We start from the raw sequence: 13512 nt of genomic DNA on the forward strand, positions 1-13512 counted from the left end.
ACCTCCGGGCCGCGGTGGTGTTTGTCACCACGCTAGAACCGGATCGTGCCCAACGGAATCCAAGAAACCTTTACCCGCGTGGGGGTCGGCCGCTCAGTGGTTCGGATCGGCGGGCAACGTGAACGTGAAGACGGCCCCGTGCGGATCGTTCTCGCGCGCACTGAGTGTCCCGCCCTGGCGGGAGATGATGCGGTGGCTCAGCGCGAGCCCGATTCCGTGACCCGTGGACTTCGAGGTGAACGCGCCGTCGAAGATTCGGCCGTCCGGGATGTGCGAGAGCCCCTTGCCGTGGTCCTCGACGCTCACGACGCCCTCCGTCTCGGTGATGTCGGTGCGTACCGTCACGATGCGGTCGGCTGCCGGCCATTCCGCCATCTCGTCGATGGCGTTGAAACACAGGTTCAGGATGACCTGCCCGGTGAGCACCCGTTCGCACACGACGGCAACCGTGTCGTGCGCCCGGAGGTACTCGACGTGAACTCCCTTCTGCCGCGCCCGGATGTCGATGAAATATGCGCATTCGTCGACGATGTCGTTGAGATCGACGATCTGCTGCGACTCCTCGAGTTGTGTCACGTATTCACGCAGACTCCGGACGATCTGATTGGCCCGGTCGATCTGCTTGCGCGCCTCCCGCAGGCCCCAGCTCACCTCGTCGTGACCGCTCCGGCCGTCGTCGAGGCGGCTCTGCGTTCCGGCGATGAAATTGGTGGCGGCCGCGAGCGGCTGGGCCAACTCGTGGGCAATGGCCATCGCCATGTCGCCCATCGCGTTGTAGCGGGCCAGGTAGTTGAGGTACTGCGAGTCCCGTTCGTGCTCCTGCTCGGTGCGGACGTGTTCGGTGACGTCGTGGAAGAGCAGGAGGTGGCCGCTCAGATCGTTCTCGATACCGATGTGCTGGCAGCTCCCCGCATGCCACCGGCGCTCCTCGGGTGTCAGTTCCACCTCGTAGCGCAGGCTCTGGGAACCCCCGTCGGCGGTCGTCAGTTGCAGGGCGCGTCGCACGCTCTCCCGTGACTGACCCGCCCGGCAGAACTCCGTGAAGCGTTCGCCGACAAGCGATGCCACCGGAACCTTCAGGAGCTCCGACGCCGCCTCGCTCGCATACGTGATCCGACTGTCGTCGTCCAGGACGAGGATTCCTTCGGCCATGTTCCGCAGGAACGCGGCCAGCCGGGCCTCGGTACGGGTGAGGTCGGCCTCGGTGCGGGTGAGGTCGCGGCGCATCGACGTTTCCTGCTCGATGTCGCGGAACTGCACCATCACCACGGTCCGGGCACTCAACTCGACCCGGATCGCGATCGCCTCCGTCAGGACTTCTCGCCCGCTCTTCGCGCGATACGTCCATTCGATGACCGCCGCCCCGTTGTCGACAGCCTCCTGCAGCCACCGCCGTCCCACCGACCTGCGGTACCGCTTCGCCGGGGAACTCATATCGGGCGCTTTGAGCGGTTTGAGTTCTTCGACCGTGAACTCGAGCAGTTCGGACGCCGCCCGGTTCGCCCAAAGGATGTCCTTGGTGGCCGCATCATGGACCAGGACGCAGTAGCGAAGGGACTCGACGAGTCGTTCGTAGTCGGACGGCGCGAGATCGGACAATGCGGCCTCCTTCGGCTCATCTCGAGTCTACTGAGCGGACGGACCGCGGACGCGATAGGGAAATCCTTTACTCCGAGGCGACATCTCTGCACGTCCTCGGGAGGAAGCACCGATTGAGTGATGCCCGCCACCGCAATAGCGTGAATTCGACACGAAAAACGCCACACCCCTTCTACTTCGCGTCGATCGGAGTATTTGATGACCAACGCACCGACCCTCGACACGACGGACGCCGCCGCGAACGGGACGCTGTCGTTCGAGGACGTCCTCGAGCACGTCGCATTGCGGCGGGAAGAGTTCGCTCGCCAGAAGTTCGTGCCTCGCGACATGATCGACGAGTTCAAGCAGATCGGCATCTACCGCGCGGCGACACCCCGCCAATTCGGCGGCGACGCGCTGCCCCCGAGCGAGTTTCTGCGGATGATCGAACGCATCTCCGCGGTGGACGCGTCGGCGGGCTGGGTCGCCAGCTTCGGCTCCGCCCTCGTCTACCTGGCGGCACTGCCGCTCGCGACACAGGCGGAGTTGTACAAGGACAGCCCCGACCTCGTCTTCGCCGGCGGACTGTTCCCGGTGCAACCCGCCGAACAGGTGCCGGGTGGTCTGAAGATCACCGGGCAGTGGAAGTTCGCCAGCGGATGCAAGGGCGCCGACATTCTCGGCGTCGGAATCCGCGGCGGCGACTCCACAGCCGGGAAGCCTCGCACCGCACTGCTGTGGCCGACGGACGTCGAGATCGTCGAGAACTGGGACGTGGTCGGCCTGTCGGGTACCGGAAGCCACGAACTGAAGGTCGACGGCGTCGTCGTACCCGAGGACTGGACATTCATCCGGGGCGGAACCCCCACCGTCGACGAACCCCTCTACCGCTACCCCTCCATCGCCTACGCCGCCCAGGTCCTGGCCGTCGTCAATCTCGGAGTGGGCCGCGCCGCGCTCGACTACGCGATCAAAGTCGGTGCGGGACGCACAGGAATCACCGGAGCGCCCAAGCTCGCCGATCGCGCCTACTACCGCATCGACCTGGCCAAGGCGGAGGCGACGCTGAGGTCCGCCCGTGCCTTCTTCTACGAGGTCACCGACGAGGCGTACGCCACGGTGGTCGCCGGCGACCCCGTCCCGGACAAGCTTGCGGCGCTTCTTCGCCTGTCGTCGACGCACGTGGCCAAGGCGGGCGCTTCCGCAGTGCACACCGCATTCCAGTTGTCGGGCACCGGCGCAATCTACGACGGCAACGCGATGCAGCGGTACATGCGCGAGGCCCTGGTCCCGCCGCAGCACGCCTTCCTCGGCGACGGCATCTACGACAGCGCCGGTGCGGTGCTCATGGACATCCCGCCGTTCCCCGGCTTCATCTGACCACCCCGTTCCATCGAGGAGACCATTCGTGAGTGACACCAAGACCACACCGCTGCGAGTCCTGTTCTGCATCGGCATCAACCAGAACTTCTTCGACCTCCCGACCGGCCAGGGCGGGCTGGTGTGGAAGGCGTTCTCCGGGATGATGGACGCGGTGGCCGACACACCCGGCGTCCGGGTGATCGGCGACATCGACGACGACAGCCACCTGGTCGGACCGTCGGACGGCTGGCCGTGGACCTGCTACATCCTCGCCGACGTCGACACCCAGGAGACCGTCAAGGCCGTCTGCAACCTCTTCCGCACCACCCCGGTCGGCGAGTACACGCTGTGGCGATACGCGAAGATCGAAGCCCGCATCGGCCGTGCGCTCACCGTCCGCGAAGACGTCGACCTCGGCGCGTGAGCGGAATGCACTCTGTGACCGCGGCCGAGGGCATCGAGAGCCGTGCGGCCGTGCACCGCGTGATGTGCCGTTACATGGAACTGTGCGATGTTCCCTCCGTGGCGTTTTCGGTCGAGGAACTCGCCTCGCTGTTCACGCCCGATGCGGTGTGGGAAGGCATCGGCGCCGAGTACGCGCACAGGTTCGGCACGCATCAGGGCCAGCCGGAGATCGTCGGAATGCTCACCGCGTATCTTCCACCGAACTCCCATTTCCGGGGAAATGTGCACCTGCTCGGCAATGAGCAGATCGAGGTCGACGGCTCCGAGGCGCAGGGGCGGTGGATCATGCAGCAGTTGTCGCGATACGAGGACGGATCGGCCGAACTGCTCGTCGCACGCATCACCGCCGAGTGTGAAGTTCGGGGCGGTATCGCTCGAATCAAGCACTTCACGACCGAGAAGCTGTTCGTCACTCGCCTCGACGAGGCGACACGACTGCCCGAATCGAATGGAAAGAGAACGTGATGACCACTTCGCTGGATCCCACCACCACAGACACCAACTTCGCGGCCCTCGCCACGGACGACCGCGTGGACGGATCGCTGTACACCGACCCCGACATGTTCGAGGCGGAACTCGAGAGAATCTTTTACCGCACCTGGGTATGGGTTGCCCACGAGAGCGAGATCCCCGAGGCCGGAAGCTACAAGATGGCGACCATCGGCCGGCAACCGGTGATCGTCAACCGCGACCGCAAAGGGAACTTCAACGTCCTGCTGAACCGGTGCCGCCACCGCGGGGCCAGCGTCTGTGAGGTCCCCAAGGGCAAGGCGAACGGGTTCACCTGCCCCTATCACAGCTGGTCGTACGCCCTCGACGGGCGACTGCGCGGAATCCCGTACCCCGACGGTTACGACGAGAACCTCGACAAGAAGGACCTCCCCCTCCAGAGCCTGCGGGTGGAGTCGTACGCCGGGATGATCTTCGCCAGCTTCAACCCCGACGTCGAACCCCTCGACGATTTCCTCGGCGACGCGAAGGTGTGGATGGACCTGTTCATGAAGCAGGGCGCCGGATTCCCCATCAAGACGCAGGGCGAACATTGCTTCCGTTTCCGCGGAAACTGGAAGATCCAGTTGGAGAACACCACCGACGGATACCACTTCCCGATCGTGCACCGGTCCTGGATGTCCTCCGTCGACGCCGAGACCGCCGACATGCTCTCCTTCATGACCGACGACAACGCCGTCACCCACGCTCTCGGAAACGGCCACAGCGTCGCCATCATGGTCCCGGAGCACGTCGACCTGGACCACGACGACGGCACCGAGAAGATTCAGGCGCGTTTCGACCACATCGTCGAAGAGCTGTCGAAGACGATGCCCGCCGACAAGGTCCGTCGCGTCGTCCGCTCCATGCACGGCGCCGGGTTCAACCTCAACATCTTCCCCAACGTCGCGATGTCGATGTCGTTCTTCCGGGTGCTGCGCCCGATCTCCGTCGACGAGACCGAGATCCGGCACATCGCCCTCGGCATGGACGGCGGACCGGAGATCGTCAACCGCGAACGCCTCCGCATCCACGAACATTTCCAGGGCCCGTTCGGGTTCGGCAGCCCCGACGATTCCGAGGCCTGGGACCGGGTACAACGCGGATCCCGCGGCGCACCCGGAATGCCGATCATGGTGAACCGCGGTCTCAATCGTGAAGCGCTCGACAGCGACGGACACCGCACCTCGCACGTCACCGACGAAACCGGAATGCGCGAGGCCTACGCAATGTGGAAGAGGATGATGACCGATGAGCACTGATCTGATGACCGTCCAACTCGCCGACACCCGGGTACTGCAGGCGATAGAACTCATCTGGCACGAAGCGGCACTCCTCGACGCCAAGGACTACCAGGCGTGGGACGCCCTCTGGACCGACGAAGGCCGGTACGTCATTCCCATCGACCCGGACACCGACGACTTCGACGGATCGCTGAACATGGTCAACGACGACACTCGCATGCGGCGCATGCGTATCGAACGTCTGACCTCCGGCTACTCGATGTCCGCGCTCGCCGCCGCCCGGACGGTCCGCACCGTCTCGCGGTTCACGGTCGAGGAACGGACCGAGGACTCGATCACGGTGAGGTCCGCGCAGATCCTGGTGGGCTTCAAGCGCGACGACCAGCAGACCCTCGCCGCCGACGTCACGCACCGCATTCGCTACACCGAGAGCGGGCCGCGGTTGGACCTCAAGGTCATCCGGCTCGTCAACTCCCAGGCAGCGGTCAACGCCTCCGGCTACCTTCTCTGACCAGCCTTTCCGAACCTTATCGATCGAACAGGAGCTCGACGTGGATTCTGTCGCAGTAGTCACCGGCGGCGGACGCGGCCTCGGTGCCGCGATCGCACAGCAATTGCACGACCGCGGATACCGCGTCGCGGTCGCGGATATCGACAGCGGCGCCGCGAAAGAGACCGCGGCGGAGCTGGATCCGGACGGCGAGACGGCCATCGGAGTGGAGTTGGACGTCCGGAAGCGGAAGAGTTTCGAAGCCGTCCGTGACCGGGTGATCCAGGAGTGGGGCGGCATCGACGTCCTCGTCAACAACGCCGGCCGGTCGCAGACGGGCTCGCTGATGGACATCGCGCCGGAGGAATTCTCCGACATCGTCGAGATCAACCTCAACGGCGCCTTTCTCGGCTGCCAGGTGTTCGGAAGCTACTTCGCCGCGAAGCGATACGGCAGAATCGTCAACATCGCGTCGCTGGCGGGGCAGAACGGTGGCACGGCGACCGGCGCGCACTACGCCGCGGCCAAGGGCGGCGTCGGCACACTGACCAAGGTCTTCGCACGCGAACTCGCCCCGTCGGGGGTCACGGTGAACGCCGTCTCCCCCGGGCCTCTGGACCTGCCGGTCGTGCGCGAGACGGTGCCCGCGGACAAGCTGGCCGCCATCCTCACCACGATTCCGGTGGGCACCCTGGGCTCGCCCGATTTCATTGCCGAGACCGTTGCCCTGCTCGCATCGCCGACGGCCGCGTCGGTCACGGGTGCCTGCTGGGACGTCAACGGCGGCCTGTACATGCGCTGACCCCCGCCCGCGGGCGACGGGTCGCAGCACCGGAGGAATAATCACCATGAGCATGTTCACTGTCACTGTCGCGGACATTGTCGAGGAAACGCCGGATATCAAGTCGTTCCGGCTTGTTCGGACGGACGGGTCACCGTTCGACCCGTACCCGGCGGGCGCCCACATCGACATCCTCGGTCCCACCGAGGTCCTCACCCAGTACTCACTGTGCAGCCCGCCGCACGAGTCCGAATCGTACGTTGTCGCCGTCAAACGCGAGACCGGCCCGCGCGGTGGCTCGGCCGCGCTACACGATCGTGTGAGGGTCGGCAGCGAGTTGCAGATCAGCCGGCCCCGCACTTTGCTCGCGCTCGCCGAGGGTGCGGATCGGCACATCCTCGTCGCGGCGGGGATCGGGTTGACCCCGATGCTGAGTCTGGCGTTCGCGTTGCATCGGCGGGGACAGCAGTTCGACCTGCACTACTTCGCGCGGACGAGGGCGCAGGCCGCGTTCGCCGACCTGCTGGAGAGTGCCGATTTCCGCCGTGACGTGCACCTGCACTTCGGCCTGACGAGGGACGATCAGTTGTCGGCCCTCGAGAAGATCCTGGCGGACGCGTCGGCCGCCACCCACGTCTACACCTGCGGCCCCGAAGGTTTCATGGATCGGGTGCGCGGACTGGCGGAACCGGCGGTCGGTGAGGACGCGGTCCATTTCGAACACTTCGAGGCGGCGACACCTACAGCGACCGGTTCGGACACGGCGTTCGAGGTGGAACTCGACACGGGCGAGGTGTTCGAGGTGCCTGCCGGGAAATCCATCGCCGACGTACTCGAAGAGAACGACATCGAGATCGACACGTCCTGCAGGGAAGGTATCTGCGGCACGTGCGTCCTGGACGTATTGGAGGGCGAACCCGACCACCGCGACAATTGCCTGACCAAGAGTGAGAGAAAGGCGGGAGACAGAATTGCCGCGTGTGTGTCGCGCGCGAAATCCGGGCGGCTCGTCGTCGAACTTCCCTGAAACTGCCGAATAATTTCACGTCACGGCAATTCCGGCCTGCAGAATATCGCGGACGAGAACGGCGATGCTCTCTGCTCCGGTCTTTTCCTTGATACGGGTGCGATGCACGTCGACCGTCTTCACGCTGATACCCAGCTCCTTGGCGATGTTCTTGCTGGGCAATCCGTCGAGGACGAGTGCGAGAATTTCCTTTTCGCGCACCGTCAGCGTGTCTATCCGGCCCTGCAGTTCCGTTCTGTTGCGTCGCTCGCCGAATCGTTGACGCGCGACCCGGAGCGCATCCTGAATCACGTCGAGCATGTGCTGCGGATCGTAGGGCTTCTCGATGAACGTCAGCGCACCCCGCTGCAGTGCCCGCACCGACATCTTGATGTCACCGTGTGCCGACACGAAGATGATCGGGATCGGGGATTCGTCGGCGAGGAGTGCCTCCTGGAGCTGGAATCCCCCGACTTCCGGCATCCGGACATCCAGCACGAGGCAGGCCGGGATGTCGCGGCGGTACTCGTCCAGGAACGACTGCACCGAGAAGTAGTACTCCGACGTGATGTTGACCGAATCGAGTAGCCACGCAAGCGATGCGCACAACTCCTGATCGTCGTCGACGATGTATACCCGTGTTTCCTGCTGATCCATCGAATCCTGCCTCGCACAGATGGCTTGCTTTCTCGTCCAGTCAACACCGACCGTAACGGAAGCGGTAGGCAACTGAAGGAATCCCCTACTCGGATACGCGACTTACTGCGAGAAAGTAGCGTCGCCGCCAATGTTCCAGCACACGACGCGCGTCATATCCTTCTTGCAGGAACGCCGGCGCAACGTGGTGACACGACTTCCTGTTCCAACTCATGGAGACGAAATGCCCGAACTCACAACAATGCAATCGAGCTTCCGCACCGCCATGGCGAATCTGCCGGCCGCGGTCAACATCGTGACGACCGACGGCCCTGCCGGGCGCTGCGGAATGACGGTGACCGCCGTCTGCTCGGTCACCGACTCCCCGCCCACCGCACTCGTGTGCGTGAATCAGAACAGCGCCATGCACAACGTGTTCCAGAACAACGGCAGAGTCGGTATCAACGTGCTCTCCGGCGACGACGAAGAACTGGCCATGCATTTCGCGGGCGCAACACAAGTCGCGATGGCGGACCGGTTCGAGTGGGACATCTGGGAAGAAGACACCGACGACGGTGTTCCGATCCTGCGCGCCGCCCACGTGGTGCTCGCCGGCCGGATCGCGGACAGCAAGACCGTGGGATCACATTCGGTGATGTTCATCGAACTGGACCGCGTGCAGACGCGCGAACACGGCGACAGCCTCGTCTACTTCCAACGCAAATTCCACCGTTTGTCGGTTCCGGTCGAGTCCCCCGACTGGCTGTTCTACGACGAATGGTCCGATCCGATCACCGTGACGCCCACCCTCGTTCCCGCCGCAGCCGGAGGTAAATAACCATGGTCACCTCGTCCCCGCCCGGAGAAGTCCCACAGAATTCCGACCTGCAGGCGCTCGCAGACACGCGTGCCGCCTTGACGTTTCGTCTCAGCGCCCTGGTCCTCGCACTGTTCCTGCCCCTGCCGATCCTCGGTGGGTTCACCTCGCTGCTCGACGGCGTCGTCTTCAGCGGTGTCACCGTGGCGTGGCTCTACGCGGTCGCGCAATTCGTCGTCGCCATCGTCGTGGCCCGGTACTACATGGCGCGGGCAGCCGAACTCGACTCCCGGACCGCCCCGCGGGCGAAAGGATAACAGCCATGAACCTCGTCTCCGCATCGCTTTTCGCGGCCCTCGTTGCCGTCACTCTGATGATCACCGCGTGGGCTTCCAAGAGGAACAAGTCCGCCGCCGATCACTACGTTGCTGGCGGCAGCCTCACCGGCAGGCAGAACGGTGTCGCCATCGCCGGCGACTTCATCTCTGCCGCCTCGTTTCTCGGAGTCACCGGTGCGATCGCCCTGACCGGTTTCAACGGGTTCTACCTCGCGGTCTTCGTGCCCGTCGCGTTCGTCCTCGCGATGCTGCTGATCGCGGAACCCCTGCGCAACCTCGGCCGCTTCACGCTGGCGGATGTCCTCGCCACCCGGTTCCCCGGCAAGGACGTGCGGTCGATGATGGCGATCAGCACGGTGGTGATCAGCGTGGTCTATCTCGTGTCGCAGCTGGTCGGTGCCGCGCTTCTGGTGTCGTTGCTGTTCGACCTCGACTACGCCGTGGCCGTGTTGATCATCGGAACACTCACCACCGCGTACACGTTGGTGGGTGGAATGCTCGCCACCAGCTGGATCCAGATCATCAAGACCGGTCTTCTCATGGTCTGCGCCGTGGTGCTGTTCGTTCTCGTGCTGGTGCGGTTCGATTTCAACCCCTTCGGCCCGTTCAGCACCGCGCTCGCCGAGTTCGGGCAATCGTTCGTCGCGCCGCAGCGTACGTCCGGTGCCGCCTCGTTCGACCAGTTGTCGCAGACCGTCGGGCTCGTCCTCGGCGTGCTCGGTCTGCCGCACGTGATGATCCGATTCCTCACCGTTCCGGACGCGAAGCAGGCGAGAACGTCCGCCTACACGGCGATTTGGATCTTCTTCGCCTTCTACCTGCTGGTTCCCGTGCTCGGTTACGGCGCCGCCAAGCTGGTCGGTGTCGAGGTGATCAAGTCCGAGAATCGGGGCGGTAACCTCGCGGTCGCGCAGCTCGCCGAGACAGTCGGCGGCGGAGTCCTGCTGGCGTTCGTCGCGGCCGTGGCGTTCGTGACCATTCTGGCCGCACTGTCCGGCCTGGTGATCGCCACCTCCGGTGCGATCGCACACGACCTGTACGGGCAGGTGATCAGGAACGGATCGGTGTCGGCGAAGGCTCAGCACCGCGCAGCCCGTGTCGCGACGGTGGCCACCTGCGTCATCGGTGTCGCCATCGCATTCGCGGCGCAGAAGCAGAACGTCGCATTCCTCGCGTCACTGGGCATGTCCATCGCAGCATGTGCGAACCTGCCGGCACTGCTTCTGACCATGTATTGGAAGCGCATGACGGCGCGTGCCGTCATCTCCGGCATCGTGGTCGGGCTCGTCCTGTCGGTCACCGTCATCCTGCTCAGCCCGGTCGTGCAGGGACCGGACTCCATTCTCGGATTCTCGAACCCGGCACTCGCCGTGGCACCCCTCTCGCTGGCGGTGTCCATCATCGTCGCGCTGGTGTCGGCGCCGTCCGGGGAGACGAAAGTGCAAGCAGATCGCCTCTTCTCGGTGATGCGCACCCGAGCGCTCACCGGGCAGACCGAGACGACGAACGACGACACGATGGTGGCGACGCAATGAAGACGGAACTACGGTCACCGAGCCCACTCCGGGACCTGGCGGAGCAGCTGGCGACGGGCGCGACGACGCCCATCGACGTGGCGGAGGCGGCACTCGCACGGATCGCGGACCTCGAGCCGGAAATCCATGCCTGGGCCCACCTCGACGCCGACGCGGTGCGGTCCGCGGCCGCCCGGATCCAGGACGGCGGCCCGGACGGCGCGCTCTGGGGCGTGCCCGTCGGCGTCAAGGATCTCATCGACGTCGCCGGGATGCCGACGCGCTGCGGCAGTGAACTGCGGAGTACGGACCCGGTGACGACGGACGCCGACTGTGTGGCGCGGTCGCGCGCACTCGGCGCGCTCCCGTTCGGCAAGACCGTCACCACCGAGTTCGGGTATTTCACGCCCGGCCCGACCCGCAATCCCCGCGCCCTGGGTCACACGCCCGGCGGGTCGTCGAGCGGCTCGGCGGCAGCGGTGGCCGCAGGCATGGTGCCGCTGGCGTTCGGCACGCAGACCGCGGGGTCGCTGACGAGGCCGGCGTCGTTCTGCGGAGTCGCAGGTTTCGTCACCGCCCACGGCGAACTTCCGACCGCGGGCATCACCGGATTGAGTCCCAGTCTCGACACGGTCGGGCTGCTGGCGCGAACTGTGCCCGATCTCCACTTCGCGTGGACAGCGCTGCGCGACGGCACGCGGGCACCCGTCCTCGTGCCTTCCGCGCCGAGCCGGCTTCGCCTGTGGAGTGGGTTCGAGCTCGGCGAGGTGTCCCGAGGGATGACGGCGGCGCTCAGGACGACCGCCGATTCCGCCGCGTCGGCGGGGATCGGGTGCCGTGAGTTGGACGCCGCCGCAACGATCGTGGCGCTGACGGAACACCACCACACGGTGATGGCGTACGAGGCGGCCAGAGAACGCGCCGCCGAGGCCGCGCAGACCGACAGAATCAGCGCGGCTCTCGCCGAACTGTTCGCCGCGGGGGCAGCGACCACCGACGCGGACTACCGCGCTGCCCGCGCCGGGATCAGCGAGACCCGACAGCTGCTGCTCGCGGCGTTGGACGAGGACGAAGCCATCCTCGGGCCCGCGGCGCTCGGCGCCGCTCCACCCGGGCACGACGCGACGGGCACGCCCGTGCTCAGTCGGCCGTGGCAGGCCATGGGTCTGCCGGTGGTCACGATCCCAGGGAAGCGCGACAGCGCAGGGCTTCCCCTCGGATTGCAGCTGATCGGACGTCCCGGCGCGGAGCAACGCCTGTTCGAAACGGCCGCATGGCTGGAATCCGTGCTCTGACAACGACAGAAGATCGTCAGTCGACGAAGATCGACGGTTGGCGATCCTTCCACGGCGCAGCCTGCTCCAATTGCGCGGCCACCTGCAGCAGCAGATCTTCTCTGCCGGTGGCCGCGACGAGCTGGACGCCGATGGGGAGGCCCTCCCTGCTCAGCGCGAGCGGCAGGCTGATCGCGGGATTCCCGGACACGTTGAACGGTGCCGTGAACGGTCCGAACTCGAAGATGCGGCGTAGCCACGAGCGCACGCTGTGCCGGGGGTCGTCGTAGTCGAGGGTGCCGTGCGGCACCGGCAGCCAGGCGACGGTCGGGGTCACCAGCAGATCGAATCGGGTGAAGAACAGCCCGATCGACCGGGTGCCCCGGTGTTGCGCGTCGAGTGCTGCCGCGACGTCGAGCGCGGTGAACACCTGGGTCTCCTGCAGCACTGTCCGCGAGACCGCTTCGAGCAGAGCGGGATCGGGCCTGCGTGGAGCGCGCAGGATCGCCGCGCCCGTGGCGATCGCAGTGAGGGTCGATGCCTCGACGACGTCCTCCGCGTCGAAGTGCGGGCGCGTCTCGGTCACGGTGTGGCCGATCCATTCGAGGATCGTGCCGGCGGCGACCGTGGCCGCCGATACCTGCGTCTCGACCGAACTCCCGCCCCACGGTTCGGTTGTCAGGGCCACCCGCAGACGGCCGGGATCGGCGCGCATCGCGTCGGCGTAGCGACCGGACGGCGCCGGGGCGGTGCACTTTTCACCGACCGGCGGGGCGGCGACGGCGTCCAGCAGATGGGCCGTGTCGCGGATGGTCCGGGTGAGGGCGAACTCGTAGATGTGCCCGAACCCGGCCTCGCCGACCAGTGGGCCGCAGGGGATTCGGCCGCGGCTCGGTTTCAGGCCGACGAGCCCGCAGCACGACGCCGGCACCCGTAGCGAACCGGCGCCGTCGTTGCCGTGCGCCAGCGGAACCGCCCCGGCGGCGACGAGCGCGGCGGATCCGCCACTCGACCCGCCGGTTCCCCGATCGAGCGCCCACGGATTGCGCGTCGGCCCGTACCGCACCGGCTCCGTCGCGAAGTTCAGTCCGAACTCCGGCGCCGTCGTCTGCCCCAGCGCCACCAGTCCGGCCGACCGGAACCGGGACATCAGTTCGTGATCCACACCGGCGACCGCGCCGCGGATGCTGCGGCTACCGAGCGTGAACGGCACCCCCTTCGCGAACGGGCCGCTGTCCTTGATGACGAACGGCACCCCCGCCAGTGGACCGTCGGAGCGGTGATCGAGGGCCGGATCGAACATCGGCACCGTCAGTGCGCCGAGGTCCACATCGGCCTGCGCGATCGCGACGCGCGCAACGGCTTCGACCTCCGTCGCCGTCACCTCACCGGCCCGGATCAGCTCACTCAGACCGACGGCGTCGAGCCCGGTGTACTCGTGCAGTTCCAGCGGTCCCACTCCTCAGGTCGCGACGACCGATTCAGTGTGACCCGGAGGGCCGTGCGGCGCGACCGAAT

Annotated in this window: 14 protein-coding genes; 11 read left to right on the plus strand and 3 right to left on the minus strand. The window is 66.1% G+C overall.

All coding sequences use genetic code 11. The features are described 5' to 3' along the window. Positions 1-93: 93 nt before the first annotated feature. A complete protein-coding gene (locus ACLIVD_RS32810) occupies positions 94-1599 on the minus strand; it encodes an ATP-binding protein (RefSeq protein ID WP_491931337.1) in 1506 nt (501 codons plus the stop codon). A 198-nt stretch (positions 1600-1797) separates the two neighbouring features. Between ACLIVD_RS32810 and ACLIVD_RS32815 the strand changes: the two genes are divergently transcribed. From ACLIVD_RS32815 to ACLIVD_RS32845, 7 genes are read left to right on the plus strand one after another with little or no spacing between them, the layout of a single operon-like run. Beyond that, a complete protein-coding gene (locus ACLIVD_RS32815) occupies positions 1798-2958 on the plus strand; it encodes an acyl-CoA dehydrogenase family protein (protein ID WP_283351349.1) in 1161 nt (386 codons plus the stop codon). Between the two features lie 28 nt (positions 2959-2986). Further along, positions 2987-3364, plus strand: a complete 378-nt coding sequence (locus ACLIVD_RS32820) for a hypothetical protein (RefSeq protein WP_491931338.1) — start codon at positions 2987-2989, stop codon at positions 3362-3364. Positions 3365-3369: 5 nt separating this feature from the next. Next, positions 3370-3870: a nuclear transport factor 2 family protein gene (locus tag ACLIVD_RS32825; RefSeq protein WP_317569147.1), complete on the plus strand. Its 501-nt coding sequence runs from the start codon at positions 3370-3372 to the stop codon at positions 3868-3870. Further along, entirely contained in the window at positions 3870-5156 is a 1287-nt protein-coding gene (locus ACLIVD_RS32830; protein WP_491931339.1) for an aromatic ring-hydroxylating oxygenase subunit alpha, read from the plus strand. The genes ACLIVD_RS32825 and ACLIVD_RS32830 overlap by 1 nt, the downstream gene beginning before the upstream one ends. Beyond that, positions 5146-5649, plus strand: coding sequence for an aromatic-ring-hydroxylating dioxygenase subunit beta (locus ACLIVD_RS32835; protein ID WP_491931340.1), 504 nt, complete (start codon positions 5146-5148; stop codon positions 5647-5649). The genes ACLIVD_RS32830 and ACLIVD_RS32835 overlap by 11 nt, the downstream gene beginning before the upstream one ends. 40 nt (positions 5650-5689) lie before the next feature. Beyond that, positions 5690-6430, plus strand: coding sequence for an SDR family NAD(P)-dependent oxidoreductase (locus tag ACLIVD_RS32840; RefSeq protein WP_164063970.1), 741 nt, complete (start codon positions 5690-5692; stop codon positions 6428-6430). Positions 6431-6476: 46 nt separating this feature from the next. Continuing rightward, entirely contained in the window at positions 6477-7436 is a 960-nt protein-coding gene (locus ACLIVD_RS32845) for a PDR/VanB family oxidoreductase (RefSeq protein WP_271212130.1), read from the plus strand. Between the two features lie 15 nt (positions 7437-7451). Here the strand turns inward: ACLIVD_RS32845 and ACLIVD_RS32850 are convergent, their stop codons facing one another. After that, on the minus strand, positions 7452-8072 hold the full coding sequence (locus tag ACLIVD_RS32850) for a response regulator transcription factor (RefSeq protein ID WP_007301658.1): 621 nt from the start codon (positions 8070-8072) through the stop codon (positions 7452-7454). Between the two features lie 223 nt (positions 8073-8295). On the opposite strand from ACLIVD_RS32850, the gene hpaC reads away from it, so the two are divergent. The 4 genes from hpaC to ACLIVD_RS32870 are packed head-to-tail and all read left to right on the plus strand — an operon-like array spanning position 8296 to position 12015. Beyond that, positions 8296-8889, plus strand: coding sequence for a 4-hydroxyphenylacetate 3-monooxygenase, reductase component (gene hpaC / locus ACLIVD_RS32855; protein ID WP_164063966.1), 594 nt, complete (start codon positions 8296-8298; stop codon positions 8887-8889). 2 nt (positions 8890-8891) lie between these two features. Continuing rightward, the gene (locus ACLIVD_RS32860; RefSeq protein ID WP_491931341.1) at positions 8892-9185 is read left to right on the plus strand and encodes a DUF485 domain-containing protein; all 294 of its coding nucleotides are present in this window, start codon (positions 8892-8894) and stop codon (positions 9183-9185) included. A gap of 5 nt (positions 9186-9190) precedes the next feature. After that, positions 9191-10741, plus strand: coding sequence for a solute symporter family protein (locus tag ACLIVD_RS32865; protein ID WP_491931342.1), 1551 nt, complete (start codon positions 9191-9193; stop codon positions 10739-10741). Next, a complete protein-coding gene (locus ACLIVD_RS32870) occupies positions 10738-12015 on the plus strand; it encodes an amidase (RefSeq protein WP_491931343.1) in 1278 nt (425 codons plus the stop codon). The genes ACLIVD_RS32865 and ACLIVD_RS32870 overlap by 4 nt, the downstream gene beginning before the upstream one ends. Before the next feature lie 16 nt (positions 12016-12031). Here ACLIVD_RS32870 and ACLIVD_RS32875 read toward each other — a convergent pair whose 3' ends face one another. After that, positions 12032-13453: an amidase gene (locus tag ACLIVD_RS32875; RefSeq protein ID WP_491931344.1), complete on the minus strand. Its 1422-nt coding sequence runs from the start codon at positions 13451-13453 to the stop codon at positions 12032-12034. Positions 13454-13512 lie beyond the last annotated feature (59 nt).

It is taken from the genome of Rhodococcus sp. G6(2025) (assembly GCF_058628105.1).

Excerpts from the sequence above, each read along its gene's own strand:
- ACLIVD_RS32815 (WP_283351349.1), top strand. The coding sequence starts at position 1,798 with ATGACCAACGCACCGACCCTCGACACGACGGACGCCGCCGCGAACGGG.
- ACLIVD_RS32825 (WP_317569147.1), top strand. The coding sequence starts at position 3,370 with ATGCACTCTGTGACCGCGGCCGAGGGCATCGAGAGCCGTGCGGCCGTG.
- ACLIVD_RS32830 (WP_491931339.1), top strand. The coding sequence starts at position 3,870 with ATGACCACTTCGCTGGATCCCACCACCACAGACACCAACTTCGCGGCC.
- ACLIVD_RS32835 (WP_491931340.1), top strand. The coding sequence starts at position 5,146 with ATGAGCACTGATCTGATGACCGTCCAACTCGCCGACACCCGGGTACTG.
- ACLIVD_RS32845 (WP_271212130.1), top strand. The coding sequence starts at position 6,477 with ATGAGCATGTTCACTGTCACTGTCGCGGACATTGTCGAGGAAACGCCG.
- ACLIVD_RS32850 (WP_007301658.1), bottom strand. The coding sequence starts at position 8,072 with ATGGATCAGCAGGAAACACGGGTATACATCGTCGACGACGATCAGGAG.
- hpaC (WP_164063966.1), top strand. The coding sequence starts at position 8,296 with ATGCCCGAACTCACAACAATGCAATCGAGCTTCCGCACCGCCATGGCG.
- ACLIVD_RS32860 (WP_491931341.1), top strand. The coding sequence starts at position 8,892 with ATGGTCACCTCGTCCCCGCCCGGAGAAGTCCCACAGAATTCCGACCTG.
- ACLIVD_RS32865 (WP_491931342.1), top strand. The coding sequence starts at position 9,191 with ATGAACCTCGTCTCCGCATCGCTTTTCGCGGCCCTCGTTGCCGTCACT.
- ACLIVD_RS32870 (WP_491931343.1), top strand. The coding sequence starts at position 10,738 with ATGAAGACGGAACTACGGTCACCGAGCCCACTCCGGGACCTGGCGGAG.